Source organism: Agrobacterium sp. rho-8.1 (genome assembly GCF_033957725.1).
Taxonomy (GTDB): domain Bacteria; phylum Pseudomonadota; class Alphaproteobacteria; order Rhizobiales; family Rhizobiaceae; genus Agrobacterium.
The window spans coordinates 1,907,370-1,932,891 of sequence record NZ_CP192788.1 but is presented as its reverse complement, the minus strand read 5'-3'; the positions used below and the strand labels follow the sequence as shown (position 1 = coordinate 1,932,891).

Below are 25,522 nucleotides of genomic sequence, written 5' to 3'. Positions count from 1 at the left end.
TAGGTGGGCCTCCAGTGTGCGTGATTTTACGATGAATGTGCGATCGCTGGCAAAAAGGTTCGTTCGCGATTTTCCGCACACCAGCATTCTGTTATGGGATTGCAGACGGTAGCGGCGGCATCGGTGATGACCAAAAACGGTTGGGTAAAAGCTAAGAATCTTAACGAATCGATCTTGCTTTCGTGGGTGCAGTCTCTTGTCCACGCAACGTTTTTATTTCGTACCGTTACAATTCCGAATCTTGCATTGACTGCAACTCTCTGATTCCAAGGAAGGAATCCGGGCCTGATGTGATTCTTTAACAAAAATCACATCATCGGTGTCTACGGTTAACGAAAGTAAACACTTCATTAACCTTAATGGCGCTTAGTGATTGGCAACGGAGCGGACGAGAGAATCGCGAACTGATTGATGGTTGGCGTATCTCGTTCAGGTGATTTTGGTGTCAGAGGTTTTCATGAGCGGCAAACACGTAGCTGTTCTTTTGGGTGGGTTTTCTTCCGAGCGGCCGGTCAGCCTCTCGTCGGGAGAAGCTTGCGCATCGGCTCTGGAAGGCGAGGGCTTTCAGGTTACACGCGTCGACGTGGACCGGAATGTTGCCGCAACGCTGTCCGCGCTGCGCCCTGACGTCGCGTTCAACGCGCTCCATGGTCCCTATGGCGAAGACGGCACCATTCAGGGTATCCTTGAATATCTCGAAATTCCTTACACGCATTCGGGCGTTCTTGCCTCGTCTCTGGCTATGAACAAGTCTCAAGCCAAGAAGGTCGCGGCCGCTGCTGGTATTCCTGTGGCCGCCGAAAAGGTTTTGAACCGCTTTGACATCGGCAACGAACACCCGCTTGCGCCGCCTTACGTCGTCAAGCCCGTGAGCGAAGGCTCGAGCTTCGGCGTGGTGATGGTAAAGGAAGACCAGTCGCACCCACCGCAGATCCTGGGTTCCAGCGAGTGGCGTTACGGCGATGCCGTTATGGTGGAGCGCTATATCCATGGTCGCGAGTTCACCTGCGGTGTCATGAACGGTGAGGCTATGGCTGTTACCGAAGTGATACCGTTGGGTCACGGATTTTACGATTACGACGCGAAATACGCCAAGGGTGGCTCAAAACACGTCTTTCCTGCGGAAATTTCACCAAAAATTTACCAAAAAATCCAATCATTGGCTGTGATGGCGCATCAGGTGATTGGCTGCCGTGGCGTAAGCCGTTCGGACTTCCGCTATGACGACCGGTTCTCAGAAGAAGGCGAGTTGATCTGGCTTGAGATAAACACTCAGCCGGGCATGACGCCGACCTCCCTCGTGCCCGAAATGGCAGCATATGCAGGACAATCCTTTGGTGAGTTTGTCCGCTGGATGGTGGAGGATGCTTCGTGTTCGCGATAACAGGCAAAAAAACGTCCGTTAAAAAGCGCGAGCAGTCCGCTTCGGCGTCAATCGACGATCGGATGGTTCTGCCGCGCCCGCTGCGAAAGGTGTTCCGTTTCAGCGTTTCGCTCGTCACCGGACGCGTGCACATTCCTGCCCATACCGGCACTCTGGCGACAGCTGCATTCTTTTCGTGCATCGGTCTTTACGGAATGTCGCTTGGTGGACACACGAACCTTGTCACCCAGGCGACGACATCTGCGGCTGGCTTTGCGATCGAGGACGTGAAAGTTTCCGGAAATATCCAAACATCTGAAATCGAAGTGTTCCAGCTTTTGGGCCTCGATGGTGCAACGTCGTTGATCGCGCTCGATGTGAACGCTGCGCGCAAGAAGCTGACGGAACTGCCTTGGGTCGAGGATGTGGATGTTCGCAAGATTTATCCCAAGACCATCGAAGTGCGTCTTAGGGAGCGCGAGGCTTTCGGCATTTGGCAGCATGGCACGGAGCTTTCGCTGATCGAAAAAAGCGGCAGCGTCATCGCGCCGCTGCGTGACAACAAATACGCTGGTCTGCCGCTGTTCGTCGGACGCGATGCTGAAACCGGTGCGGCTGGATTTGTCGACGAATTGGCCGACTGGCCGGAGATCCGCAACCGCGTTCGTGCCTATGTCCGCGTTGCCGGCCGCCGCTGGGATCTGCATCTGGACAACGGCATCGTCGTCAAGCTGCCTGAAGAAAACGTGCCCAAGGCACTGCAACTGTTGTCGCGTATGGACATGGAAGACAAGGTTCTTTCCCGCGATGTGGCCGCCGTTGATTTGCGCCTTTCGGACCGCACGACTGTGCAATTGACAGAAGGTGCAGCCGAGCGTCGTGTGAAGGCTGTCGAAGCTCGCTCCAAGGCGCTCAAGTTGGCGGAGAAGAACACATGAGCTTTTTCGGTTCTTCCCATTTCGGTCTCCCGCGTTTGAAGCCTTTGTCTTCCAAGCGCAGCCATGTCGTCTCGGTGCTCGATATCGGGTCGACCAAGGTCGTGTGCATGATCGGTCGTCTCACGCCTCGTGAGGAAACTGAAGTGCTGCCAGGTCGCACCCATAAGGTCGACGTCATCGGCATCGGTCACCAGCGTTCGCGCGGCGTAAAATCCGGCGTGATTGCCGATCTGGATGCGCTGGAAGGCGTCATTCGTCTGGCAGTGGATGCTGCGGAGCGCATGGCGGGCCTGACCGTCGATAGCCTGATCGTCAACGTTTCCGCAGGCCGTCTGGCCAGCGACATCTACACCGCCAGCATTGATCTCGGCGGTCAGGAAGTGGAATCGGGCGATCTTCGCAAGGTTCTGATTGCGGCCAGCCAGCAGTCTCTGCGCCAGGACCGCGCCATTCTGCATTCCCTGCCAACCGGCTACTCGCTGGACGGTGAGCGTGGTATCCGTGACCCGCTGTCGATGTATGGTGACATGCTGGGCGTGGACATGCATGTGGTGACCGCCGAACGCACTGCTCTGAAGAACCTCGAACTGTGCATCAACCGGGCTCACCTGTCGGTCGAAGGCATCGTTGCTACCCCTTACGCCAGCGGCCTTGCAGCTCTGGTGGACGACGAAGTCGAACTGGGCTGCGCCGCCATCGACATGGGCGGCGGCACGACGACGATTTCTGTGTTTGCCGAGGGACGTCTGGTTCACACCGATGCCATCGGTCTTGGTGGACACCACGTTACGACCGATCTGGCGCGTGGTCTTTCGACCCGTATCGAAGATGCGGAGCGCTTGAAGGTGGTTCACGGTTCGGCGCTGGCCAACGGTTCCGACGACCGCGACATGATTGCCGTGCCACCGATTGGCGAAGACGACCGCGACCAGCCTTCGCAGGTATCGCGTGCACTCGTCAGCCGTATCGTGCGGGCTCGCATCGAAGAGACATTGGAATTGATCCGCGACCGCATCCAGAAGTCGGGTTTCTCCCCGATTGTTGGCAAGCGCGTGGTTCTGACCGGAGGTGCCAGTCAGCTGACCGGCCTGCCGGAAACGGCGCGGCGCATTCTTGCCCGCAACGTTCGCATCGGCCGCCCCATGGGCGTGTCCGGCCTGCCGGTCGCGGCCAAAGGCCCGGCCTTTTCCACAGCCTGCGGGCTGATGATTTATCCGCAAATCGCGGACATCGAAATCCATGCGGCGCAGAACGGAATGTTCTCGCCGTTCGGAACAGGTAGTGGCCGGATCGCCCGCGTAGGGCAATGGCTGAAGGAAAGTTTCTGACCTCTGTCTGCCCATCGGGCAGGGGACTGAGTTAAGTTGATATGAATTGGCCTGCGGGGCGATGCGGCCAGAGAAAGAAGGAATGTTAAAATGACGATACAGCTGCAAAAGCCAGATATCACCGAGCTGAAGCCGCGCATCACCGTTTTCGGCGTTGGCGGTGGCGGCGGTAACGCTGTCAACAACATGATCACCGCTGGCCTCCAGGGCGTCGACTTCGTCGTTGCCAACACGGATGCGCAGGCTCTGACGATGACCAAGGCCGACCGGGTCATTCAGCTCGGCGTCAACGTGACCGAAGGTCTGGGCGCCGGTTCGCAGCCCGAAGTTGGCCGCGCTGCTGCCGAAGAGTGCATCGATGAAATCATCGACCACCTGAACGGCACGCACATGTGCTTCGTCACCGCCGGCATGGGTGGCGGTACCGGTACCGGTGCTGCTCCAGTCGTCGCGCAGGCTGCCCGCAACAAGGGCATTCTGACGGTTGGCGTCGTGACCAAGCCGTTCCACTTCGAAGGCGGTCGCCGTATGCGTCTGGCCGAACAGGGCATCGAGGAACTTCAGAAGTCCGTCGATACGCTGATCGTCATTCCAAACCAGAACCTGTTCCGTATTGCCAACGACAAGACGACCTTTGCCGATGCCTTCGCAATGGCAGACCAGGTTCTCTACTCGGGCGTTGCCTGCATTACCGATCTGATGGTGAAGGAAGGTCTCATCAACCTCGACTTCGCCGACGTTCGCTCGGTTATGCGCGAAATGGGCCGTGCGATGATGGGTACAGGCGAGGCTTCCGGCCAGGGCCGTGCCATGCAGGCTGCGGAAGCGGCGATTGCCAACCCGCTGCTCGACGAAACATCGATGAAGGGCGCGCAGGGTCTCCTGATCTCCATCACCGGTGGTCGCGACATGACCCTGTTCGAAGTCGACGAAGCTGCGACCCGTATTCGCGAAGAAGTCGATCCGGACGCGAACATCATCCTCGGCGCGACATTCGACGAAGCTCTGGAAGGTCTCATCCGTGTGTCGGTTGTTGCCACAGGCATCGACCGCGTTCCTGGCCAGATGGAACGCAACGCAGAAGAACTCCGCCAGGCTGCTGCTGCAAAGCCACTTATCCGTCCTTCCGCGGCCGTTGCTTCTGCTCCGGCCGCAGTTCAGCCTGCTCCAGTCATGCAGGCACCAAAGACGACCGTCGATCCTATTGCCCAGACCATTCGCGAAGCCGACATGGAACGGGAACTGGCCCTGGCGGCTGCTGAACAGCGGCTTCGTCAGGCCCAGGCAGAAGCCGAATTCCGGCCTCAGAGCAAGTTGTTCGCAGCTGCTCCAGCGGAAGCACCGGTTGCTGCTCGCCCCGCAGCACCGGTGCACACCGCACCTGCGCCTTCCTACCATGCTCCAGAACAGGTCGCAGCACCTGCTCCTCGCATGCAGGCGCCGGCTCCAGTTTACCACGAGCCAGCTCCAGTCGCCCGTGCGCCTGAGCCGGTCCGCATGCCAAAGGTCGAGGATTTCCCTCCGGTCGTCAAAGCCGAGATGGATCACCGCGCCCACCCGGCCTCTGCCGTTCCGGAAGAGCGTGGCCCAATGGGTCTTTTGAAGCGTATCACCAATTCGCTCGGTCGCCGCGAAGAGGAAGAGGCCGTTCCATCCGACATGATGGACGCGCCAAGCATGGCCACTCAGCAGCGTCGCCCGCTGTCTCAGGAAGCCAGCCTCTACGCACCGCGCCGTGGCAATCTGGACGATCATGGCCGTCAGACACCGTCGTCTGCCAGCCAGCACGATGACGATCAGCTTGAGATACCGGCGTTCCTTCGCCGCCAGTCAAACTGATCCCATGTGATTCTGCATCCAACCGATACCCGGGCTCGAAAGGCCCGGGTACCGTTGTTTTAAAGCGATGGGAAATAGTGCCGGTTCGCGAGCATTTTCAATGTGTTGAGTCTGTTACAAAACGAAATCAACAGTGATTTGAGATAGCGAGGCACTGGGTTTAAGTATGACGACAGACGAGGACATAAAACGACGTTTATTTGTCTCGGTTGAATTTGGATCATGTCTGTGTAAAAGGCAGATTCACATGTAAGGACTTGAATAGCATGACCATCGGACTGCTCGGTTTCCAGACAACTATCGCCAATTCTGTTCAGCTTGAAGGCATTGGCGTTCATTCCGGTAATCCTGCGTCCGTTACGTTTCTGCCGGCAGAAGCGGGTACAGGCATCGTCTTTAGCCGTCAGTATGAAAACGGCAGCACAGTTGAAATCAAGGCCGTTTCGTCCAACGTTGGCAACACCGATCTTTGCACCGTCATCGGCCGCTCGGCCACGCAGTCCGTCTCGACCGTCGAGCACATCATGGCTGGCATTTACGCCATGGGCATCGACAATCTGATCGTTGAAGTCGATGGCCCTGAAATTCCGATCATGGATGGTAGCTCTGCACCTTTCATCGACGCGATCGAATCAGCCGGCATCAAGAGCCTTGGCGTAAAGCGTCCTTACATCCGCGTGACCAAGCCTGTGCGCATCGAGGCTGGTGCATCATGGGCGGAGTTCCGGCCGTATGACGGCACCCGTTTTGAAGTCGAGATCGATTTCGATACGCCATTGATTGGCCGTCAGGTGTGGAAGGGTGATCTGACGCCTGAAACATTCAAGAACGAACTTTCCCGTGCCCGTACCTTTGGTTTCATGCGCGACGTCGAACGTCTTTGGGCCGCCGGTTACGCGCTGGGTTCGTCGCTGGAAAACTCGGTCGTCATTTCTGATGACAACACCGTCATCAACATGGAAGGCCTGCGTTACGAGAAGGACGAATTCGTCCGTCACAAGACGCTGGATGCGGTTGGCGATCTGGCCCTTGCTGGCGCTCAGTTCATCGGTTGCTATCGGTCCTATCGTGGTGGCCACAAGGTCAACGCCAATGCGCTGAAGGCCTTGTTGAGCGATCCATCGGCTTACGAGATTGTCGAGGCACCCGCTGTGCGCCAGCCTGTTGTTCGTGTGCGTGAATTCGTCGCCGTTCAGCAGCCTGTCTTTGCGCCGTGGTCTGCGTAATATCCTAGATCATCTTTCAAAGAGCCGTCCGTAAGGGCGGCTTTTTTGTATTGGACTTTGAAAAGCAAAATAAAATGACGGCTTTACGGTAAAGATAATCACCAGTTGCGTGACCTCGTGCCATAAAAATGCGTTATTGCGTCATCATTGCGTTGCCCTGCGGACGCTTTTATGGCTAGAAACGCCACTGGAAAGCCGATGTTCTGTAGTGACGCAGGAAGTGGGAACTGACGAATGAAGCGTGTAGTGTCTGGTGCGATGAATGGAACGGTGCGAGGAGTGCTCGTTTCGCTGATGCTGATCGGCGCCGGAACGCTGGTAACAGCTTGCCAGTCCGATCCCGACATCGACATCACCAAGCTTGGTGTCGAGACCGATCCACCAGACGTGCTCTATAAGCAGGGTCTTGCCAACATGAATGCTGGCAACATGACCGAGGCCGGTCGCAAGTTCTCCGCCATCGACAAGCAGTATCCATTTACGGAGTGGGGCCAGAAGGCCCTGGTGATGAACACGTTCATCGCGACGCGCCAGAGCAAGAATGAAGTGGCTATCGCATCGGGTTCGCGCTTCCTCAAGCAGTACCCGCGCGCCAAGGATGCCGCCTACGTTCAGTATATGATCGGTCTTGCCTATTCCAAGCAGATTGCCGACGTAACACAGGACCAGCGCGCCGCACAGCGCACCATCGATGCGATGAGCAAGGTCGTCAACGATTATCCGACATCGGAATATGTACCTGACGCCCAGGCAAAAATCCGTTTTGCGCGGGATCAGCTCGCAGGCCGTGAAATGCAGGTTGGCCGTTACTACCTGGAGCGCAAGGAATATCTTGCTGCGGTTTCCCGCTTCCGTATCGTTATCGAGCAATACCAGAACACCAACCAGATCGAAGAAGCGCTGGCACGCATCGCCGAAGCCTATTATGCAATGGGCCTGACGGACGAGGCGCAGACGGCCGCTGCCGTTCTTGGCAACAACTACCCCGACAGTCAGTGGTATGACGATTCCTACAAGCTGTTGAAGGGGCAGGGGCTTGAGCCACGCGAAAACAAGGAATCGTGGATTTCCCGCGCCGGCAAGAAGCTCGTGGGTGCCTGAGAACAGAGCATAAGACATGTTGGTCCAGCTATCGATCCGCGACATCGTTCTGATCGAACGGCTCGACCTAGGGTTCGAGGCCGGTCTTTCCGTGCTGACCGGCGAAACGGGCGCGGGCAAATCCATCCTTCTCGACAGTTTGTCGCTCGCCCTTGGCGGGCGCGGTGATGGCGGTCTTGTGCGCCACGGCGAAGACAAGGGCCAGGTCACGGCCACCTTCGAAGTGGGCATGGAGCACCCCGCCCGTCTGATGCTGCGGGACAATGGCCTCGATGACGACGGTGATCTGATCTTCCGCCGTGTCCAGTCTGCCGATGGGCGCACCAAAGCCTATGTCAACGATCAGGCTGTTTCCGTCCAACTGATGCGCCAGCTTGGCCAGCACATGGTCGAAATCCACGGGCAGCACGACGACCGCGCCTTGGTGGATACCAATGCGCACCGCACGCTTCTGGATGCCTTTGCCGGATTGAGCGAGGACGTCGTGTCGGTACAGGGGCTTTACCGCACCTGGAAAGATGCCGAGCGGGGACTGAAGGTTCACCGCGCCAAGGTGGAGGCTGCAGCGCGTGAGGCGGATTATCTGCGCGCATCCGTCGAAGAGCTTGAAATTTTGGCGCCGATGGATGGCGAAGAAGACGAACTTGCCGAGCGCCGTGCCGTGATGCAGAAGTCTGAGCGCATCGCAGGTGATATCGCCGAGGCGAGCGATTTTCTGAACGGCAATGCTTCGCCTGTGCCGGTCATCGCCTCTATGATGCGGCGACTGGAGCGCAAGAGCCACGAAGCACCGGGCCTGCTGGAAGAAACCGTGCAGCTGCTGGATGCCGCGCTCGACAGCCTTTCCAACGCGCAGATGGAAGTCGAATCGGCATTGCGCCGCACCGAATTCGATCCGCGTGAGCTGGAGCGCGTCGAGGAGCGCCTGTTTGGTCTGCGCGCCGCCGCCCGCAAATACTCCGTGCCGGTGACCGAGCTTCCGGCCTTGGCCGAGCGCATGGTCGCCGATCTCGCCGATCTGGATGCTGGCGAGGAAAAGCTGGCCCAGCTTGAAAAGCATCTGGCCGTCGTGAAAACCGATTTCGACCGGGCCGCTCAATCATTGTCGGACAAACGGCACAATGCGGCGTCCGCACTTTCCGAAGCCGTCATGGCCGAGCTGCCAGCGTTGAAGCTGGAACGGGCGCGCTTCACCGTGGAAGTCACCAGCGAGGTGTCTTCCGGCACGGCTGACGGCATCGATGTCGTGGAGTTCCACGTACAGACGAACCCCGGCACACGTCCGGGCCCTATCATGAAGGTGGCGTCTGGCGGCGAGCTTTCGCGTTTTCTGCTGGCGCTGAAGGTGGCACTGGCGGATCGCGGGTCCGCCCCGACGCTGGTCTTCGATGAGATCGACACGGGCGTCGGTGGTGCGGTGGCAGATGCCATCGGCCAGAGATTGAAACGTCTGTCAAAAACGGTACAGGTTCTCTCCGTCACCCATGCACCGCAGGTGGCCGCGCGCGCTGCGACACATTTGCTGATCTCCAAGGGACCATCGGGCGACGGCACCGAGCGTATTGCCACCCGTGTGACGACCATGCAGCCCGAACACCGCACCGAAGAAATCGCCCGCATGCTTGCAGGTGCTTCCGTGACGGACGAGGCGAGGGCGGCTGCTGCCAAGCTGCTGGCGGCGCAAGATTAACGGCTGACGGCGACAGCAACTCCAGAAACGATCATGACGCCACCGGCTGTGTGGTTGACCCTGCGTACGATCTTCTCAGAGCGCAGCAAGGTTCGAGCCCTGACGGCGAGTGCCACATGGCCGCCGATGACAACAGCTTCAACGGCTAAAATGACGCCTGCCAACACGGCTAGATGATCGACCGTCAGCGATGCTCCGACAACGTTCGGCAGCAGCGCCACATAAAACAGCGGCATTTTTGGATTTCCAAGATTGAGCGCCATGCCGGTTGCGAAGATCGACAGCAGGTTGCCGCGTGCCCGCACGGTTTGCAGTTCTGGCATGATTGATTCTGCCGTCCATAGTTTGATGCCCATCCAGATCAGATACGCCGCACCTGCGTATCGAAGAAGCGTCATCAACGTTCCCATTTCGGCGGCAACGATGGACAGACCGAAGGCGGCAAGTGTGAGGAAGATGAGGATGCCAGCAACGGTTCCTGCGCCGTATGCAAGGCCGGATGCCGCACCATGAGTGATGGTGCGCGCCACGATGGTCATATTATCGGGGCCGGGACTGGCGGCAAAAACGAAGAAGGTCGCGGCGAATGCTATGAGCGTCATCATGTCCATGCCTGTATCCCCTTTGCTGCTCACTCCCGGAAACCAGATTACGCGAAAGCTGGGCGTTGAAAAGTGGGCAGGCTGCGTTAAAAACAACTTCGATTCCTGCATGAGGCGAGCCCAATGTCCCAAGACCAGACACCCGTCGAAAAACTGTCCGAGCTTGAGGCTTCTGCCGAGCTTGCCTTTCTGGCGGCAGAGCTTGAGCGGCATGACGCGCTCTATCACGGTAATGATGCACCGGAGATTTCTGACGCAGAATATGATGCGCTGAAGCGCCGCAATGACGCGATCGAGGCTGCATTCCCGGATCTTGTGCGGGCCGACAGCCCATCCAAGAAAGTCGGCTTTGCGCCGCTGCCCACCTTCGCGCCCATCGTTCATGCGCGCCCCATGCTGTCGCTTGGTAACGCGTTTTCCGATGAAGACGTGCAGGATTTTGTGGCGTCGGTCTATCGCTTCCTGGGTAATTTGCCTGATGATTCGATTGCCTTTACCGCAGAGCCGAAAATCGATGGCCTCTCCATGTCGATTCGTTACGAGAACGGCAAGCTGAAAACGGCGGCGACGCGTGGCGACGGCACGACGGGCGAGAACGTGACTGCCAACGTCATGACCATCTCGGAAATACCGAACAGCCTTCCCAAGGGCGTGCCTGACGTGGTGGAGGTGCGCGGCGAGGTCTACATGTCCAAGAGCGATTTTCTGGCCCTGAACGTGCAGATGGAAGCTGAGGGCAAGCAGACTTATGTCAACCCGCGCAACACGGCGTCCGGCTCGCTGCGGCAGCTGGATGCGACTGTGACGGCAAAACGCAAGCTGCGCTTCTTCGCCTATGCCTTGGGCGAGGTTTCCAATGGCGGTCAGCCCACGCGTCTTGCCGATACGCAGTTCGGTATCGTGGAAAAGTTCAGGGAATGGGGCTTTCCGGTCAATCCGTTCATGAAGCGATTCACATCCGGGCAGCAACTGATTGAACATTATCAGGAAATCGGGATCGCCCGACCTGATTTGGACTACGATATCGATGGTGTCGTCTACAAGGTGGACCGTCTGGATTTGCAGGAGCGCCTTGGCTTCCGGTCTCGCAGCCCACGCTGGGCAACCGCGCATAAGTTTCCGGCGGAACAGGCTTTCACGACAGTCGAAAAGATCGAGATACAGGTGGGCCGCACCGGCGCGCTGACGCCGGTCGCACGGCTGACGCCCATTACAGTTGGCGGCGTCGTCGTAACAAACGCTACATTGCACAATGCCGATTACATTGAAGGCATCGGCAACAATGGCGAGCGTATTCGCCCCGAGGATCACGACATCAGGGTGGGCGATACCGTGATCGTACAGCGGGCAGGGGATGTCATTCCGCAGGTTCTGGATGTTCTCCTGGAGAAACGCGATGCCGGTTCGCAGCGTTACGAATTTCCAAAGCAATGCCCCGTCTGCGGCAGTCACGCAGTGCGCGAGCGCAATGAGAAAACCGGAAAGCTGGATTCTGTCACCCGCTGCACGGGCGGTTTCGCCTGCTCGGCACAGGCGAAGGAGCACCTCAAGCATTTCGTTTCGCGCAATGCCTTCGATATCGAAGGTCTCGGCACCAAGCAAATCGACTTCTTCTTCGATAGCGAAGACCCGGCGCTGGCGATCAAAACCGCGCCCGATATCTTCACGCTGAAAAAGCGGCAGGAAGACTCGCATCTCACCAAACTGGAAAACATAGATGGCTTCGGCAAAACCAGCGTGAAGAAGCTCTTCGATGCGATCGATGCGCGCCGCGAGATCGATCTTCACCGGCTTATTTTTGCGCTCGGTATTCGCCATGTAGGGGAAACGACGGGAAAGCTTCTGGCGCGCACCTATGGCAATTACGTGCATTTCGAAGAGGCCATGAAAGCTGCTGCTGATCTGACAGGCGATGCGTGGACCGAGCTCAACAGCATCGACGGCATCGGCGAAGTCGTCGCCCGCGCCGTCGTGGAATTCTACAAGGAACCGCGCAATCTCGATGTCATCGACAGGCTGATGAGAGAGCTTCGCCCGAAAGAATCCGAAAAGCCGACGACGGAGGGAAGCCCTGTGGCAGGCAAGACCGTTGTCTTCACCGGGTCACTCGAAAAATTCACTCGCGACGAAGCCAAGGCCCGTGCCGAAAGCCTTGGTGCCAAGGTGGCAGGCTCCGTCTCCAAGAAGACCGACTACGTGGTAGCCGGCCCCGGTGCAGGCTCCAAACTGGACAAGGCCCGCGAGCTTGGCGTGCAGACCATGGATGAGGATGAGTGGCTGGCGCTGATCAGCGGATAGGGCGTTTCGCGCGCGTTCAGGTGCAGCAGGGCTCGCTTTTCGTTTAGGCTGTCTGCTTCATTTCAGCTGAACAGGCGCAGACCTATGGCTTCAACCATCAGCCTTTACATCGTCTGAGCGTCCGGCAAACCAATTGGCCAGCAGCGCACCCGAGATATTGTGCCAAACGCTAAAAATGGCGCTTGGTACGGCAGCAAGCGGTGAAAAGTATGCCGTTGCGAGCGCAGCTCCAAGTCCGGAATTCTGCATACCGACCTCGATGGCGATGGCCTTGCGCTTTGCAAGTGACAAACCACAGGCTTTTGCTGCGAAAAATCCTAGCAGATAGCCAAGCCCGTTGTGGAGGATGACGACAGCGAAGATCATCAGCCCGGACTGGACGATTGCCGCTTTGGACCCGCCAACCACGGCTGACACGATCAGCACGATGCCGATGACGCTCACCAATGGCAAGGCTGGGACTGCAGCCTTGACGAAGGTTGGTAGTAGCTTCTGAAGGGCTGCACCTAGCGCAAGTGGCACGAGTACGACCTTGATGATGCTCATGAACATCGCCCAGCCATCCACTGGCAGATACTGGCTGGCAAACATCCACACCAGGAATGGAGTGATGATGGGAGCGGCAAGGGTTGTTACTGAGGTACAGGCAACAGAAAGCGCGACGTCGCCTTTAGAGAGATAGGTCATGACATTCGATGACGTACCACCTGGGCAGCAACCAACCAGGATTACGCCAGCAGCGACTTCGGGTGGCATGGGGATCAGTCGTGTCAAAAGCACCGCAAGCAGCGGCATGATCAGAAATTGTCCTATAACGCCAATTGTCACGTCGAACGGACGCTTCACGACCTCCCGGAAGTCATCCAACGACAGAGTAAGGCCCATGCCGAACATTATGATGGACAAGAGCGTAACGATCCAAGGGCCGATTTGCTTAAACGTGTCAGGGAAGAAAAAGCCGAGAAACGCAAACAAGACAACCCAAGCGGCGAATGTCTTGCCAACAAATGATGATACCAGCGCCAATGTCTTCACGTTCATTTCCCTCCGCCTTGTCTACGCGGACGTCTAAAGGCACGATCCTGACTGTCAAGGTCATGACGCACGTCATCTGACCAGCATCACGCTAATCCGGACAGCGTAACCCTTAGCGGGCATGTTTCCCGCGAAACAGCCTTCCATCAATCGCCACCAAACCACCAGCAATCATGATCATGCCGATGAGGTGTTTTGCTTCCAGCTGTTCGCCCAGCACCAGAGAACCGAGCAAAACGGCGCTGACGGGGATGAGGAAGGTGACCAGGGCGAGGTTGGTGGCACCGGCTGACGAGAGGATGCGGAAGAAGATGAGGTAGGCGAGCGCCGTGGAGAGAAGTGCGATGCCGAAGAGTGCTGCCCATGTTTCGCCGCTTGGCATGGCGAGTGTCCATGGCTGGTCGATGATGAGCGCCAAGGGTATGAGCATGATGGTGGACGCGGAAATCTGTCCGGTCGCGGTGACCAGCGGTGGCACGCCCATGACCTTGAAGCGGCGTCCGAAAATGCCTGCGAAAGCATAGGAAATCGCCGCGCCGAGAATGGCGATTTGCCCCCAGAGGCTGGAGCTTTCACCTGTGAGGACAGCCGGGCCGATCATGGTGGCGACACCGGCAAAGCCGATGCCGATGCCTGCCAACTTGTTGATGGTCAGCTTTTCGTCGCTCGTCAGCATATGTGCGACGATGACGGTAAAGAGCGGCGTGGTGGCGTTGAGAATGGAGGCGACGCCGCTGGCGATATGGGTCTGGCCCCAGACGATGAGGCAGAAGGGAATGATGTTGTTCAGCAGACCCATGCCGAAGAAGGCGCGCAGCACCCCTGGGGCTTTGGGCATGCGGTAGCCCATGATGCGGCAGACGGTGAGCAAGGCCAGTGCGGCAATCGAGACGCGCAACATGACGATCGTCACCGGCGGCAGTTCCTTGACGGCGATGCCGACGAAGAAGAACGATCCACCCCACAGGATCGACAGGGCAACCAGCAATGCCCATTCGGTCGCATTCATCTGTTTGTGCACGGCCACCTCGAATGCCCCTCTCCCTATCAGTTTCGGCCTTTCGTGTAGTTCCAGCGATGGGGATTTACCACCCGATTTCTGTCTACGGTTCATTTTCGCCTCGGTTTGCTTTAAGCCGACCAGATACCAACCGAGAATCACCGTTGAAAACCATCGCCATTGATTTCGAGACAGCCAATGAAGAACGGGGCAGCGCATGCTCTGTCGGTCTGGCATGGATCGAAAATGGACAAATCGTGCGGGTGGAGGAGCGGTTGATCCGTCCCAAGGACATGCGGTTTTCGCCGTTTAACGTCGCCATTCACGGCATCAAGCCTCGGGATGTGGAAGACGCGCCGGAGTTTCCCGAGGTGATGGACGAGTTCGCCGATGATCTCCGCGATGCGACGATGATTGCCCACAATGCGGCCTTCGATTTCAGCGTGATGCGGGCGAGTTTCGACAAGTATCGCCAGAGCTACCCGCAGCTCTCCTATTTCTGCAGCGTAAAGATGTCACAGCGCGTCTGGCCGTCGCTGCCATCGCACAAACTCAACATCATTGCTCATCATCTGCAATTGCGCTTCGTGCATCACAATGCTGCCGAAGATGCCGTTGTCTGCGCGGCGGCATCGATCGCGGCGGCCAAAGAACTTTCCGTCGAGCATATCCACCATATACCGGAAATGATCGGCATGGTGGCCGGGCGGCTTCATGCCACCGGCTACGCACCCTGTACTATGAGAAAACGCTGATATCACGCCTTGTTGTCCGCCTGCACAGACCTATCTCTATGTCAGTTCATCAAAGGGGTTAGGGTTATAGCTAAAGCGTTTCGTTCCATCGTGGCTGCGGGCCTCGTTCTTCTGCCTGTTGTCGCCGTTGCACAGGTTGTGGGCAAAGTCGGTGTGGACTGGACCGGCAACGACATTGTGGTCGAGGCTGTCGCCGATCCGCAGGTCAAGGGTGTGACCTGCCACATCACCTATTTCGACCGAGGCGTCATCGACCGGCTGAAGAACGGCAACTGGTTCGAAGACCCTTCCAACAACGCCATTTCATGCAGCCAGACCGGCCCTGTAGAAATCGGTGATATCGATCTCGACGCCAAAGGTGAAGAGGTTTTCCGCCAAGGCATGTCGCTGGTCAAGACTATTAATTACACTGACGTGAACGCATCTATCTAATTGTAATTATTGAGTTTAGTTCAAAATATCGATTTCAGGCCAATGTACGTCACCAACGGGGCAGCGCTATAAGCAAGCATTTCTAACCGGTGAGCGCGGATAGAACGTTCCCCAAAGTCTGCAAGGTAGTTGACCAACCAAGACCGACGATTACGGCGAAGTTGCACAAACACTTCCGTTGGCACGTCAGGCAGGGTGGAGTTCTGCGAGCCAATGTATTGAACGAGGTTACTCGTCGCGCTTAGGGTAAGGATTTCCTCGTCGGTCAAATGCGGAATGTAGAGAACGTGGTGCAAAATATGAGCCCCCCTTGCTTGCAAGATATCTTCGGCAGCACGACCGAAAGGCTGCACATAGACCGCGAGGCGGGCATAGTAGAGGATAGCGATGGTGCCGAACTTTTCGCTTTCGTCGTAAAGTTCGTAATCATAGGAATGGTGCTGGAAAAAGTCGCAAAGGGTTTTCATTTCGAAGAATCCTTATGAAAGTATTCATTCGCCGCCCTCGTGATCTCATACGCAGCGATAGCCGCAATGAGTGACCATTCACCTATTGATTCTCTGGTTGACACACCCACCCAAATACCAACCGAATAGCAAATGATAGATTTTAGCGCGAATAACGAAGTCAGATAATCAAACATAAAAAATACCTCCAGAATGTTTCCTGAAGGTATTTATCGTTTTCAATGAAAATGGGTTGATTAGGCCTGATTTGCTTCCAGAAACGCGTTCACTTCATCCCATTTGTTCGCTTCACCAATCGCGATACAGGTCTGTACGAGACGTCTTTCTAAAGCCCAAATTTCCTTCTTCATAAAATCCCGGCTTTTGAGCAACCGAAGAACTAGATCATCTGCGGGTTGGTCAGCCAAAAGACAAGCCATTTGAGGGGTTCTACACATTAGGAATCCCTCAAGACTTTTGCCTTTGCTTATGAGCAGCGAACAGGTTTCGAACGCGATTTTGAGATGTTTGTTGAATTCGTCGCTTGGCTGGAAAAGCCGTAGAGAAAGGCCTTCTGACGTAATAGCGTCGTAAATGTATGATGGCGATACGTTGCCAGCATATCCACTCAGCGAATATCTGATCTTGTGGTCAGAATAGATATCGTGATCGGCAGGCAGGCTTTTTACATAATCAATAAAGTCCATTGGAATACTCCTAGTTTGTTTCCAATAGTATTTATCGGATCAACCGGAATAGGCCGTCATAAGCCGGAAATTAAAGATGGTCTGAACAGCCTTCCAAGCCAACGAATACCGTATGGCCGTTTCGCAAACTTCACCCTGCATAACCAAATAAAGAAGAGTATCGTCGTCCAAATCTTCAAAGGCGATAATGTCACCAATCGAAGCCCCACCATTCGCAAAAATCAACGCATAATCGAGATAATCTAAATCGTATTCCGAAGGCACTTTTATCACGTAATAGCCGTCGAATTCTTCGTAAGAAATAGCAGAGAACTTTTGCAACAACTCAATCATTTTAAATACCAGCCTATGCAGATATTTAAAGAGAAATCCCGATGCTAAGTGAAGAAGCCAAACGTGTTAGCGAACGACCACTAACCGAAGCCCAGAAAGAAATGATCGAAGCCGTAAAGGCGATAGCGCGAAGAACAATGAAGCCGTCAAAAGACGTGTAACCGTGCCATTGATTCGTGAAAGCGCTGGCGTTCGAATTCGTCCGTGAAAAGTTCGTCAATCTTGTCGGCAATTATCCACAGGTCGATGACGCCGTAATTTTCAATGTCCTGCAAATCGGCAGGATTGATTTTAGACAGATCGAAACACAAGAAATTCTCACGAATTTTCCCATCGACTAACTTGAACGCGGTGAAATAAGTTTTTTTGAGTGGCATCATTGGAGTCAGATCAATGAAGAGCGTTTGCTCCACTATCACGTACTTTATGATCGGCATTGCGCGAAGCACTGTAATCAGCATCTGAACTCCTCAATCTGTTTCCTGAAGGTATTTATCGTCACCGCTTAAAATGCTTGCGGATCAAACCCGACCACGTTCCCTGTGATGAAGTCTATCTTACCGATGACCTCGAACTGACCATCAATAACGATTTCGAATGGGGAGTAAGTAATTCTACCGTCACTTATAAGTTCAGCATCACTCGACCAATATCGATTTATAATCGTGTCATCCACTTTCTCTGCGCCGTAAGGACTAAGCAGATATGGTCCGTAATGCTGCTTCAAATCGCTGGCAAAAGTAGCGCTATAAATGCTGCAATTCTCACCGAGCGTGTGAACATACCACCGTGCGGAATCTAGAGTTTCGAAAAGGAAATTTCCGTAAAGTCGTGAGGGCTTCTCAGGGAAATCCTTTGCCCTTACTTGTTCATAAGCCATTTCACGCTCGTAGTGCGTTGGATCGATCTGTTTGAGTGATTCAAATTGCTGCCCCCAATTTTCCGGCAAAAAGATCGCATTCTCGGCAGTTATTTCTTCTGCGGTTACGTAGAAACCATTCTTAGTATCACCCATCTTCTTCCCTCTTTGTTTCTGGCTTCGCCACAGGCAATTAAAGGTAGAAAGTGGGTATACGTCGGAAACTCGCTTTTCAACCCCTGATCCTTATGGCATCAAGTCCATACAACAGGGCAAGGTGCTGGAATGCTTCTCTATTATTTTACGTCAAGTCGATACGGCCTAGCGGCCATCCGTGATGACCGGTTGAAGGTCTCCAGATTTTCGGAATTGAACGACCCGTCAGATAACTTGGGTATTTCTGTAACCGGTATAATGAATAAACTGACCCTGATGCAGCAGCGGGACAAATTTAATACGCAAGGCGGCATCATCTGTATGTCAAAAAATTGGAGGGAGCCTCTCTTATGGGGTCATTATGCCGAAAATTATCACGGCACTTGTCTTGTTTTTGAAGCGGATGACGAATGGTGGTTTGACGTCGCGTACATAAAAGAAAAACCTACCGTGGAAACTTTTGGCAAAAAATCATTCAGCGAACTAACTGAAAGAGACCTTATGGCGTTAGGTCTAATGAAATCGGAGAGATGGGTATACGAAGCCGAGAGGAGGCGCTTTGTCGAATTCACTGATTACGATTTCGTAGACAATATCTATTTCAAAAAGTTTGATAAAGCGATGCAGTTGAAGGCTGTCTTGTTCGGTTTCAGGAGCAAGGTAACTGACCTACAGATAGAAAAAATACTTGAGTTCAACAAAGATATCAAATTAGGTTTCACCCGAAATTCCGAAAAGTATTTCCACATTATTCTCGATCAGACCGAGCGCAACTTGCGGATACCGCTCGAACGTAGAATTAGATACAACGATAAAAAGCAGTTGGTATTGTAGGCACCGTTTCCTGAAAAATTACAAAAATTTGACGGGCGACCTATATAAATAATTTCTAAAACCAAAGGGGGGTATGCCCAAATCCGCACCCCTACCACATTCGCCCACACAGCCCCACACAATCAATCCTACAACACTCCGGCTCAACCATAGCCCAATCAAGACAAGCCTTCACGTGGGCTTGTGTGTAGCCATTCTATCGATGACCCTTTTGACCTGCATTGCGGTATATGTTGAGCCTCTGGTTGTCTTGAAGCCTTTGGTATTGAGGGCTTTGGCTAGGGCATTGAACGATAGGCTTTCATATCCTGGGATTGATTGGATGTCGATGAAGGCACGGTCGGCAGAGGCTTGGCCGCGTATCCGATTGGATTGAACGCTTTCGATACGTGAACCCCCAATGATTACGCCACGCTTCTTCGCCTCGGCTAGTGCCGCCTTGGTTCGCAGGGATATGGCTCGGCCTTCTTCTTCCGCGAACACGGCTACCATTTGCAGCATCATCCTATTGGCCGAAGGCATATCGGCGCATTTGATTTCAACACCGGCTTCAAGAAGGTTGGCAACGAAAGCAACGTTACGTGCAAGGCGATCCACCTTGGCAATCATCAACGTTGCGCCTTCGGCCTTGGCGTGGGCAAGAGCCTTGGCTAACGCTGGCCTATCATTCTTCTTACCGCTTTCGACCTCGACGTATTCACCAATGATGTTTGAAGCGTCGGTGATGGCTAGAACGGCAGAACGTTGAGCATCGAGGCCTAAGCCGGAAGCACCTTGGCGAACCGTGGAAACGCGATAGTAGGCGACATATTTCGTCATAGGAATTCAATCTCCATCGAATGATGAAGCGTAACTCTTTCAACGACCGTTGTAAATGTTATACCCTCAAATAAATGAGTGAAATCAAACATTTAGGACTGGACTCTGAGGTTGGAATGTGGATCGGATTCTGAAAATATTTTCGAAATTTGGAAAAAATTCGAAGGGATTTGGCTGATCACCCGGTCAATTCATTTCCCCCTGAATTCGTTCTTCCATCCTACACGATATCGTACAAATCAAGTAAAACAAAGTATAGTGCCGTTCATCATAGTAACCCATTGACTTATAGTTTTTAGAATAACCTATTGACCTTACACATTAGCCGAATAACCCATTGACTACTTAGAAACCTGTGGGAATTTCTTCGTTTCCGTTGAAAATAGGCGTTATCTGGTGCATATATTCTTTGTGAAAAACGAGGAATGAATCGGATGAAAAAGCATAAGAAACGAAAAGTGGCCAAGACACATAAGGTGACGTTGGTACTTGTTCAGGGCGTGCGGCCAGACCCTTTCACGGTGCTTGTAGCAATTGCAACGCTGATACGTTTTTACGTTTGGTCAGCGTCATCGAGACCAACCGGCATACCGTCTGATCTGATCGCGGAAATCTTAAGGGCGTCCTCTGTGTAGCCAATGGTCAAGCGTACGTCATAGCAGCGCCTTGTACTGGCTCTTGTACCTAATCCTGCATCTAACGTCACAGTATTCCCTGCATCTTACTCTGTAGTCATTACAAATATAATGTAGTGCCTGCGTTGTACCATTACCTATATAATGACTCCCGTACGTTATGCTGGTAATGACTCTCATACCTTATCCAAGTAACGTGACTCCCGTACATTACCCTGTAACTACACAGTTTATGCAGTTTTGTGCTAATGGCGGTATGTTGGCCGTTGCCACAGCGGCAACACTTTCATTTTCCAACAGAATTCTTAAGAGTTGCTTTGTTTTTGGTTTGACAATGGTGAGGCCGGATGTCTCTTATGAACCCCGTCGAGTCAACCAAAAAGGAGAAGTGATTATGAAGCGCTACAAAGTCCCGATAGGAGTATGGGTTATCCTCCTGCACATTTTAACGCAGTCCCCGCTGATTGGATTTAACCTCAGCGAATTGAATTTGAACTTTGTGACGAATATCGTCGTGATACCCTCAATCTAGGGGTAAAATGAAAATGGCCGATGGTGATTAAACCAAAGGCCTTTTTGTTTATCGTTCGGAGCGTTGGGTAAACCTTTTGTACGCTCAAGGACGATCCATTCGACTTGTGATTTCCAAGATCAGTGCCTCTTGGTCCATTTGTTTGAGGAGAAGGGCTCTCTGCCAATTCAACTTCTCTTCTGCCTGTCGTTGGGCGATGAGTGCTTTCGAATACGCTAGTTCATCCCATTCCGAGATGGTAAAGCGGATTGCGTCTGACATCGTGACTGCTAGATATTCCTCTTCCGGTAACGTGGACATTTCCTTCAAACGTTTTTCGTTTTCATTCCAGTACCAGTCGTCAGGATGAATTGGGCCGTGGTTTTGGACGTGTCTTGAGTTACCGCTCACGTGGCGTGTGTGACGCGTTTCGTGGTTACAAACATCACCGTTATCATAGAGATATATCTTGTCATTCGACGTAGGATCGTCTTGCTTTAGTTTATAGAAGCCGATTTTGAACGATGGAACCTGCGGCGAAATATAGACCGCGATTGGCTTAGGTTGTGACATTTTATTTGATTCCTACATATGATTTGTTTTGAATGGTTGGGAGCGCGACTTTTTGTGCGCTTATTTGAAAATTACCGTGCCGTTCGTATGGATTTCGAATGCTTCATTTGCTTCAGGATTGAGCAGCCAGAATATCGTTTTTTCACCATCATACGTGATGCTTCTTAGGCGTCGTTCATCTGATTCCATTGTCATATATGCGCGAGTGGCATTGTTGAGATCGTTTGGAAGCCGGAATGCGTAAATTGGTTTTTGTTTATCGCTTCGAAGTTTCGTAAGGCGTTGATGATCGGCTTGGGTTTCGAGCGGCTGGATGCGGCGAAGAATGGAAAGCATTATGCGCCTTGCTCCAAATCTTCAGCAGTTAGAATGATCTTTGTTCTCGGCTTGCTGTCGATGAATGCGAGTTCTTCGTCGGTCGGCTTCATTAGAACGTATTGGTAATAGACACCAAATTCATACGGCCACGCGCCATACTTCAAGCGTTCGTCATATGGGCAAAAGCGGCGAGGGGCTTCGAGTTTGTCTTCGGTCTCGTTAAACACGACCGTGAAGGGAATGTAATCTTCACCTACGATACCGAACGCGTGTTTGAAGGGGATTTCGACAATTGGATTTTCCAATGCACGGATTTCGTAGACGGAGTCGATTCTGTTGAGAATGGTCATTTGCTTTCCTCGTGTTTGTTTCCTTCCTGTATTTATCGAAGCCATAAAAAAAGCCCCGGTTAAGGGGCTGTTTCGTATGGTTCTGGAGCCTGAAATATTCGAAAGCAGCAAGCGCTCAACACGGTAATTGTAAGGATATCGCTTTCGTTTTCGGGATCGTATGTGATAAAATGTTGGTTCTTACCTTCACCAACTGAGTAGTAATGTCCCGGTTCGAGTTCGTGCGGGTTGTTATTGGTGCCTATGTGTTGATAGACGCATATAACAACCTTTTCGCCGGGTTCTAACCTTTCGATGTAGTGATTATTCCGACAACCATCATTGAGGTCAACGACGGTTCCATCTTCGAATAGAACCGCTATTATCCAGTCGTAGTGTCTATCCGTCTCTAACTCTAACCCTATCCAATAGCGCAGATTACGGGTCTTTAAGGCGGCGATTTTGGCTCCGCTGTTTATCTTTTCTTTTACAGCTGCGCGGGCCTTATCAAAGCGGGAGAAGTGTTCATCCAAATCAATCATTGCGATTGCTCCGCATCATACGCTTCAAGTGCTTTCTCGATAGCGTTCCGCCAAGCCTCAGACGACGTATCTCCTACCCCTGCCAACTCGACCTTTTTGTCCAGCCAGCATTTACACTGATTGTTTTCAAAGGCCCACGTTACGGTTGCATTGTTTTTCCAAAGTTCGAATTCATTCATTTGGAGTTCTCCGGTCGGCCATTTTCTATTTGTTTTTGGTATTCATCGTAGACGTTTTGGACGTCTGAATTCGAAAAGTGGGCGTAGGGTTCAACCCTACGATTTGAAAAGAATTGTAACGTCGTAAAGAATACGAAGATCGCGATGCCAATAGCGGTAAGGCCGTAGTTGCCTTTGTCTAATCCGTTTACGATCATCAAAACTGACACGATTTGTAGAGCACTACCCGGCGTAATCATTTGTGTTTCCTTTGAATGTTTCCAAAGGTATTTATCGCGAACACAAAAAAAGCCCCGGTTAAGGGGCTGATTTCTTACATTCCGAATGTTTCTTGATGATGCCATTTCGTTCGGCATTCATCCTCATTGAACCAGCAAAATCCAAACGGCCTATCAATAAAAACGTGTTCGTATCGAACGGTTGCGTAAACCTTGCTGCGTGAAACTTCGTTCATCAACCTTCCTCCCGAACCGTAACGTAGAAACCGCGACCTTCTAAGTTCGCAACAACGATGCCTACCAATTCCTTGTCGCTTGTCCGTGTCTCGGACTCAATAATCTTATGATATGCGTTGTTATATGCTACGATGAAGTAAGACATTTTGCGCTCCGTTTTCGATGATTAGTCATCGCTCTGAATGCGCACACAGTCCAGTCAGAATGTTTAAAAACTATTTGAAAATACGCAAATAAAGGCAGTTTTCTGCACGTCGATAAATACCACTTTCAACGTTCGAAAGTGTTATTATGAAGACCAACAAAGACGGCATCTCCATCATTACAAAGTGGGAGGGCTGTGTACTAACTTGCTACCTTTGTCCCGCAAAAATTCCAACAATCGGAGTAGGTACGACTAAGGGTCTAACCCGCGCAGACGTAGGCAAGAAGACCATTACGATGGCGGAAGCCGAACGTCTTTTGAAAGAAGACCTAGCACGTTTCGAAGCGGACGTTACGCGATTGGTCAAAGTGCAGGTCAATGAGAACCAGTTCTCTGCAATGGTCAGTTTGGCTTACAATATCGGAACCGGTGCCTTTTCTTCGAGCACCCTTTTGCGATTGGTCAACGCCAAGGACTACGCAGGCGCAGCCAAGCAATTCGACCGATGGAACAAGGGCGGCGGGAAAGTTCTCAAGGGCTTGGTCAATCGCCGGAACGATGAAGAAGCATTGTTTCGTAAGCCTGTTGCCAAGGCGAAAGCCTAATGCGCAACAAATACGAAGAGCGCGTCTTCAAAGCACTACCAGCTGGTGTTGAATACGAACCGTTTAAGATGCCTTACGTCCTCGAGTGCAACTATCTGCCTGATTTCGTTGACGTAGCGAACAAAACTATTTTTGAGGCTAAAGGCTACTGGCGTTCACAGGACAGGCGCAAATTGCTTGCGGTTAAAGCGCAATACCCGGATTGGAAAATCGTAATGGTGTTGCAGGAGCCGAATAAGAAGATCACCAAGAAGAGCAAAACTTCATATTCGATGTGGTGTGAAAAGAATGGATTGGATTGGATGAAGGGCTGACAAAGAAATGCCCCGGTGGATCAGACCGGGGCTAGGATTTGAAAAATGTATAATCCAAATCGGTCGGGGAGGAGATTGAGGAAACAAAACCCGACATACTTATTTATGATTTTTAAATTGCGCTAATTCGGTCTTTTTCGGTATTTTCAATAAATACAAGTGATGGCGAGGAACCCATCATAACAAGGTGTTCAAATGGCCCATTCAGAAGAAACAAAACGCAAGATATCGAACGCGATGAAGTTCTACTGGCTGCTCCGAAAGAACGCTGCATTTCTTAAAAGGATCAAAAATGTCAACGTGTTTGCAGCAAACAAAAAACGATAACGAACTCTTCCCAAATTATGATTTCGTAATGGCGTCGAATGCACGCCTAAAGGAAGAAGAAGAGCGGCTTAGAATTAATCCGCTTGTCCAATTGGCAACGACATATAAGCGCATCGATTATCAGGAAAAGACCGGTAGGAATGCCAAGGTGCCATTCTTTGTCATTTCCAGTTCAGACCTGAAATGGATAAGGGCTTTGGTCACGACGCTTCTGAAAATTTATCGAAATCAAGGATGCTTGGAATTGGTTTCCATCATTGGTTCTACCGCAAGCGTCCGTGACCGTTTCGGGAGACCGCAGCCTTGGTTAAACTTCCTGAGCGGATTGAATGCCAAACTGAGCAAGGCCAATAACGATATAACGGGATCGCAGGCAAAGCACTTGGTGGACTTCTTGGAAATCGTTTCGCTTTCGAACGGCGCTTTGAACGGTATCTACAACATCGATTTCAGGAGGATTGGTCAATGAGCATCGGGAAACACGCTGCCCGCGTTCAACTTCAAGATATGAGCGAAATTATCCAATTATTGATGGAAGAAACCCCTGAACAGGAACTTTACTCCTTGTTCGATCCTAGAACTGAAGAGATTGAGCAGTTGGTTCGGCGTTTGACTATTAGGCGACCGGGAGAAAAGAAGGGGCTTTGATAGCCCCTTATTAGTGTTCACAGTTATGACGGGTCGGAACGTGTGATGGATGTAATCAATTGAATCGAGCATTCAGAAGTTGCTGATTAATCGCTGATGCAACGTCCCTCAGCAAGGTGTTGCACCGCAGGAACCGCCATATTAGTATCCAGTTTAAACGGTCAATTCAATGCCCGTTTA

28 protein-coding genes and 1 pseudogene are annotated in these 25,522 nt (G+C 52.7%); 15 read left to right on the top strand and 14 right to left on the bottom strand.

Translation table 11 applies throughout. The annotated features are described in order from the left end of the window. Positions 1-457: 457 nt before the first annotated feature. The 7 genes from RMR21_RS09755 to recN all read left to right on the top strand — a co-directional run bounded on the left by RMR21_RS09755 (position 458) and on the right by recN (position 9,485). Positions 458-1,384 (top strand): D-alanine--D-alanine ligase, encoded by a 927-nt coding sequence (locus RMR21_RS09755; RefSeq protein ID WP_498667803.1) that lies wholly within the window; start codon positions 458-460, stop codon positions 1,382-1,384. Beyond that, complete coding sequence (locus RMR21_RS09750) at positions 1,372-2,301, top strand: cell division protein FtsQ/DivIB (RefSeq protein WP_498667802.1); 930 nt, start codon at positions 1,372-1,374, stop codon at positions 2,299-2,301. The genes RMR21_RS09755 and RMR21_RS09750 overlap by 13 nt, the downstream gene beginning before the upstream one ends. Continuing rightward, positions 2,298-3,629 (top strand): cell division protein FtsA, encoded by a 1,332-nt coding sequence (gene ftsA, locus RMR21_RS09745; protein WP_498667799.1) that lies wholly within the window; start codon positions 2,298-2,300, stop codon positions 3,627-3,629. The genes RMR21_RS09750 and ftsA overlap by 4 nt, the downstream gene beginning before the upstream one ends. Before the next feature lie 90 nt (positions 3,630-3,719). After that, positions 3,720-5,468 (top strand): cell division protein FtsZ, encoded by a 1,749-nt coding sequence (ftsZ, locus tag RMR21_RS09740; RefSeq protein ID WP_498667797.1) that lies wholly within the window; start codon positions 3,720-3,722, stop codon positions 5,466-5,468. Positions 5,469-5,734: 266 nt separating this feature from the next. Further along, complete coding sequence (lpxC, locus tag RMR21_RS09735; protein WP_174153510.1) at positions 5,735-6,694, top strand: UDP-3-O-acyl-N-acetylglucosamine deacetylase; 960 nt, start codon at positions 5,735-5,737, stop codon at positions 6,692-6,694. A gap of 234 nt (positions 6,695-6,928) precedes the next feature. Then, on the top strand, positions 6,929-7,795 hold the full coding sequence (locus RMR21_RS09730) for an outer membrane protein assembly factor BamD (protein ID WP_498667796.1): 867 nt from the start codon (positions 6,929-6,931) through the stop codon (positions 7,793-7,795). Between the two features lie 16 nt (positions 7,796-7,811). Continuing rightward, entirely contained in the window at positions 7,812-9,485 is a 1,674-nt protein-coding gene (recN, locus tag RMR21_RS09725) for a DNA repair protein RecN (protein WP_498667795.1), read from the top strand. On the opposite strand, the gene RMR21_RS09720 is transcribed toward recN, so the two are convergent. Further along, positions 9,482-10,096: a LysE family translocator gene (locus RMR21_RS09720; RefSeq protein ID WP_498667794.1), complete on the bottom strand. Its 615-nt coding sequence runs from the start codon at positions 10,094-10,096 to the stop codon at positions 9,482-9,484. The two genes, recN and RMR21_RS09720, sit on opposite strands and share 4 nt — an antisense overlap. Before the next feature lie 114 nt (positions 10,097-10,210). Here RMR21_RS09720 and ligA point away from each other — a divergent pair, with 114 nt between their 5' ends. Further along, positions 10,211-12,385, top strand: a complete 2,175-nt coding sequence (ligA, locus tag RMR21_RS09715; protein ID WP_498667792.1) for an NAD-dependent DNA ligase LigA — start codon at positions 10,211-10,213, stop codon at positions 12,383-12,385. Between the two features lie 90 nt (positions 12,386-12,475). Here the strand turns inward: ligA and RMR21_RS09710 are convergent, their stop codons facing one another. Together RMR21_RS09710 and RMR21_RS09705 are read right to left on the bottom strand one after the other, a co-directional pair. Next, positions 12,476-13,420 (bottom strand): bile acid:sodium symporter family protein, encoded by a 945-nt coding sequence (locus RMR21_RS09710; RefSeq protein WP_498670125.1) that lies wholly within the window; start codon positions 13,418-13,420, stop codon positions 12,476-12,478. Between the two features lie 112 nt (positions 13,421-13,532). After that, a complete protein-coding gene (locus tag RMR21_RS09705; protein WP_498670124.1) occupies positions 13,533-14,429 on the bottom strand; it encodes a DMT family transporter in 897 nt (298 codons plus the stop codon). Positions 14,430-14,584: 155 nt separating this feature from the next. Between RMR21_RS09705 and RMR21_RS09700 the strand changes: the two genes are divergently transcribed. After that, positions 14,585-15,175: a 3'-5' exonuclease gene (locus RMR21_RS09700; RefSeq protein ID WP_498667791.1), complete on the top strand. Its 591-nt coding sequence runs from the start codon at positions 14,585-14,587 to the stop codon at positions 15,173-15,175. Positions 15,176-15,241: 66 nt separating this feature from the next. Further along, positions 15,242-15,568 (top strand): annotated as a pseudogene (locus tag RMR21_RS09695) (CreA family protein); the annotation flags it as partial. Between the two features lie 59 nt (positions 15,569-15,627). On the opposite strand, the gene RMR21_RS09690 reads toward RMR21_RS09695, so the two are convergent. From RMR21_RS09690 to RMR21_RS09670, 5 genes are all read right to left on the bottom strand, one after another. Further along, the gene (locus RMR21_RS09690) at positions 15,628-16,074 is read right to left on the bottom strand and encodes a hypothetical protein (RefSeq protein WP_498667790.1); all 447 of its coding nucleotides are present in this window, start codon (positions 16,072-16,074) and stop codon (positions 15,628-15,630) included. 236 nt (positions 16,075-16,310) lie between these two features. Next, on the bottom strand, positions 16,311-16,760 hold the full coding sequence (locus tag RMR21_RS09685; RefSeq protein ID WP_498667789.1) for a hypothetical protein: 450 nt from the start codon (positions 16,758-16,760) through the stop codon (positions 16,311-16,313). A gap of 39 nt (positions 16,761-16,799) precedes the next feature. Further along, complete coding sequence (locus RMR21_RS09680; protein ID WP_498667788.1) at positions 16,800-17,093, bottom strand: hypothetical protein; 294 nt, start codon at positions 17,091-17,093, stop codon at positions 16,800-16,802. A 146-nt stretch (positions 17,094-17,239) separates the two neighbouring features. Next, the gene (locus RMR21_RS09675) at positions 17,240-17,554 is read right to left on the bottom strand and encodes a hypothetical protein (protein WP_498667787.1); all 315 of its coding nucleotides are present in this window, start codon (positions 17,552-17,554) and stop codon (positions 17,240-17,242) included. 44 nt (positions 17,555-17,598) lie between these two features. After that, on the bottom strand, positions 17,599-18,108 hold the full coding sequence (locus RMR21_RS09670; protein ID WP_498667786.1) for a DUF2441 domain-containing protein: 510 nt from the start codon (positions 18,106-18,108) through the stop codon (positions 17,599-17,601). A 129-nt stretch (positions 18,109-18,237) separates the two neighbouring features. Here RMR21_RS09670 and RMR21_RS09665 point away from each other — a divergent pair, with 129 nt between their 5' ends. Further along, positions 18,238-18,942, top strand: coding sequence for a hypothetical protein (locus tag RMR21_RS09665; protein WP_498667784.1), 705 nt, complete (start codon positions 18,238-18,240; stop codon positions 18,940-18,942). 171 nt (positions 18,943-19,113) lie between these two features. On the opposite strand, the gene RMR21_RS09660 is transcribed toward RMR21_RS09665, so the two are convergent. The 6 genes from RMR21_RS09660 to RMR21_RS09635 form a co-directional block, all read right to left on the bottom strand. Further along, positions 19,114-19,761, bottom strand: a complete 648-nt coding sequence (locus RMR21_RS09660) for a recombinase family protein (protein ID WP_498667783.1) — start codon at positions 19,759-19,761, stop codon at positions 19,114-19,116. 1,251 nt (positions 19,762-21,012) lie between these two features. Then, the gene (locus RMR21_RS09655; protein ID WP_498667779.1) at positions 21,013-21,480 is read right to left on the bottom strand and encodes a hypothetical protein; all 468 of its coding nucleotides are present in this window, start codon (positions 21,478-21,480) and stop codon (positions 21,013-21,015) included. 60 nt (positions 21,481-21,540) lie between these two features. Beyond that, positions 21,541-21,816, bottom strand: coding sequence for a hypothetical protein (locus RMR21_RS09650; protein WP_498667778.1), 276 nt, complete (start codon positions 21,814-21,816; stop codon positions 21,541-21,543). Beyond that, positions 21,816-22,148, bottom strand: a complete 333-nt coding sequence (locus RMR21_RS09645; protein ID WP_498667777.1) for a hypothetical protein — start codon at positions 22,146-22,148, stop codon at positions 21,816-21,818. The genes RMR21_RS09650 and RMR21_RS09645 overlap by 1 nt, the downstream gene beginning before the upstream one ends. Positions 22,149-22,207: 59 nt before the next feature. Continuing rightward, positions 22,208-22,669, bottom strand: coding sequence for a hypothetical protein (locus RMR21_RS09640; protein ID WP_498667775.1), 462 nt, complete (start codon positions 22,667-22,669; stop codon positions 22,208-22,210). Continuing rightward, complete coding sequence (locus RMR21_RS09635; RefSeq protein ID WP_498667774.1) at positions 22,666-22,848, bottom strand: hypothetical protein; 183 nt, start codon at positions 22,846-22,848, stop codon at positions 22,666-22,668. The genes RMR21_RS09640 and RMR21_RS09635 overlap by 4 nt, the downstream gene beginning before the upstream one ends. A 746-nt stretch (positions 22,849-23,594) precedes the next feature. Between RMR21_RS09635 and RMR21_RS09630 the strand changes: the two genes are divergently transcribed. The 4 genes from RMR21_RS09630 (at position 23,595) to RMR21_RS09615 (ending at position 25,342) form a co-directional block, all read left to right on the top strand. After that, positions 23,595-24,053 (top strand): lysozyme, encoded by a 459-nt coding sequence (locus RMR21_RS09630; RefSeq protein WP_498667772.1) that lies wholly within the window; start codon positions 23,595-23,597, stop codon positions 24,051-24,053. Beyond that, complete coding sequence (locus tag RMR21_RS09625) at positions 24,053-24,367, top strand: endodeoxyribonuclease (RefSeq protein ID WP_498667771.1); 315 nt, start codon at positions 24,053-24,055, stop codon at positions 24,365-24,367. The genes RMR21_RS09630 and RMR21_RS09625 overlap by 1 nt, the downstream gene beginning before the upstream one ends. A 355-nt stretch (positions 24,368-24,722) precedes the next feature. After that, positions 24,723-25,163 carry a hypothetical protein gene (locus RMR21_RS09620; RefSeq protein WP_498667769.1) on the top strand — a complete coding sequence of 147 codons (441 nt, stop codon included), beginning with the start codon at positions 24,723-24,725 and terminating at the stop codon, positions 25,161-25,163. Beyond that, positions 25,160-25,342, top strand: coding sequence for a hypothetical protein (locus RMR21_RS09615; protein ID WP_498667768.1), 183 nt, complete (start codon positions 25,160-25,162; stop codon positions 25,340-25,342). Before RMR21_RS09620 ends, RMR21_RS09615 begins: the two co-directional genes overlap by 4 nt. The last annotated feature ends 180 nt before the right edge of the window (positions 25,343-25,522 follow it).

Bases quoted from the DNA above. Each gene is read 5' to 3' on its own strand.
- RMR21_RS09755 (WP_498667803.1), top strand. From the start codon at position 458: ATGAGCGGCAAACACGTAGCTGTTCTTTTGGGTGGGTTTTCTTCCGAG.
- ftsA (WP_498667799.1), top strand. From the start codon at position 2,298: ATGAGCTTTTTCGGTTCTTCCCATTTCGGTCTCCCGCGTTTGAAGCCT.
- ftsZ (WP_498667797.1), top strand. From the start codon at position 3,720: ATGACGATACAGCTGCAAAAGCCAGATATCACCGAGCTGAAGCCGCGC.
- lpxC (WP_174153510.1), top strand. From the start codon at position 5,735: ATGACCATCGGACTGCTCGGTTTCCAGACAACTATCGCCAATTCTGTT.
- RMR21_RS09730 (WP_498667796.1), top strand. From the start codon at position 6,929: ATGAAGCGTGTAGTGTCTGGTGCGATGAATGGAACGGTGCGAGGAGTG.
- recN (WP_498667795.1), top strand. From the start codon at position 7,812: ATGTTGGTCCAGCTATCGATCCGCGACATCGTTCTGATCGAACGGCTC.
- RMR21_RS09720 (WP_498667794.1), bottom strand. From the start codon at position 10,096: ATGGACATGATGACGCTCATAGCATTCGCCGCGACCTTCTTCGTTTTT.
- ligA (WP_498667792.1), top strand. From the start codon at position 10,211: ATGTCCCAAGACCAGACACCCGTCGAAAAACTGTCCGAGCTTGAGGCT.
- RMR21_RS09705 (WP_498670124.1), bottom strand. From the start codon at position 14,429: ATGAATGCGACCGAATGGGCATTGCTGGTTGCCCTGTCGATCCTGTGG.
- RMR21_RS09690 (WP_498667790.1), bottom strand. From the start codon at position 16,074: ATGAAAACCCTTTGCGACTTTTTCCAGCACCATTCCTATGATTACGAA.
- RMR21_RS09685 (WP_498667789.1), bottom strand. From the start codon at position 16,760: ATGGACTTTATTGATTATGTAAAAAGCCTGCCTGCCGATCACGATATC.
- RMR21_RS09680 (WP_498667788.1), bottom strand. From the start codon at position 17,093: ATGATTGAGTTGTTGCAAAAGTTCTCTGCTATTTCTTACGAAGAATTC.
- RMR21_RS09675 (WP_498667787.1), bottom strand. From the start codon at position 17,554: ATGCTGATTACAGTGCTTCGCGCAATGCCGATCATAAAGTACGTGATA.
- RMR21_RS09670 (WP_498667786.1), bottom strand. From the start codon at position 18,108: ATGGGTGATACTAAGAATGGTTTCTACGTAACCGCAGAAGAAATAACT.
- RMR21_RS09665 (WP_498667784.1), top strand. From the start codon at position 18,238: ATGCTTCTCTATTATTTTACGTCAAGTCGATACGGCCTAGCGGCCATC.
- RMR21_RS09660 (WP_498667783.1), bottom strand. From the start codon at position 19,761: ATGACGAAATATGTCGCCTACTATCGCGTTTCCACGGTTCGCCAAGGT.
- RMR21_RS09655 (WP_498667779.1), bottom strand. From the start codon at position 21,480: ATGTCACAACCTAAGCCAATCGCGGTCTATATTTCGCCGCAGGTTCCA.
- RMR21_RS09650 (WP_498667778.1), bottom strand. From the start codon at position 21,816: ATGCTTTCCATTCTTCGCCGCATCCAGCCGCTCGAAACCCAAGCCGAT.
- RMR21_RS09645 (WP_498667777.1), bottom strand. From the start codon at position 22,148: ATGACCATTCTCAACAGAATCGACTCCGTCTACGAAATCCGTGCATTG.
- RMR21_RS09640 (WP_498667775.1), bottom strand. From the start codon at position 22,669: ATGATTGATTTGGATGAACACTTCTCCCGCTTTGATAAGGCCCGCGCA.
- RMR21_RS09635 (WP_498667774.1), bottom strand. From the start codon at position 22,848: ATGAATGAATTCGAACTTTGGAAAAACAATGCAACCGTAACGTGGGCC.
- RMR21_RS09630 (WP_498667772.1), top strand. From the start codon at position 23,595: ATGAAGACCAACAAAGACGGCATCTCCATCATTACAAAGTGGGAGGGC.
- RMR21_RS09625 (WP_498667771.1), top strand. From the start codon at position 24,053: ATGCGCAACAAATACGAAGAGCGCGTCTTCAAAGCACTACCAGCTGGT.
- RMR21_RS09620 (WP_498667769.1), top strand. From the start codon at position 24,723: ATGGCGTCGAATGCACGCCTAAAGGAAGAAGAAGAGCGGCTTAGAATT.
- RMR21_RS09615 (WP_498667768.1), top strand. From the start codon at position 25,160: ATGAGCATCGGGAAACACGCTGCCCGCGTTCAACTTCAAGATATGAGC.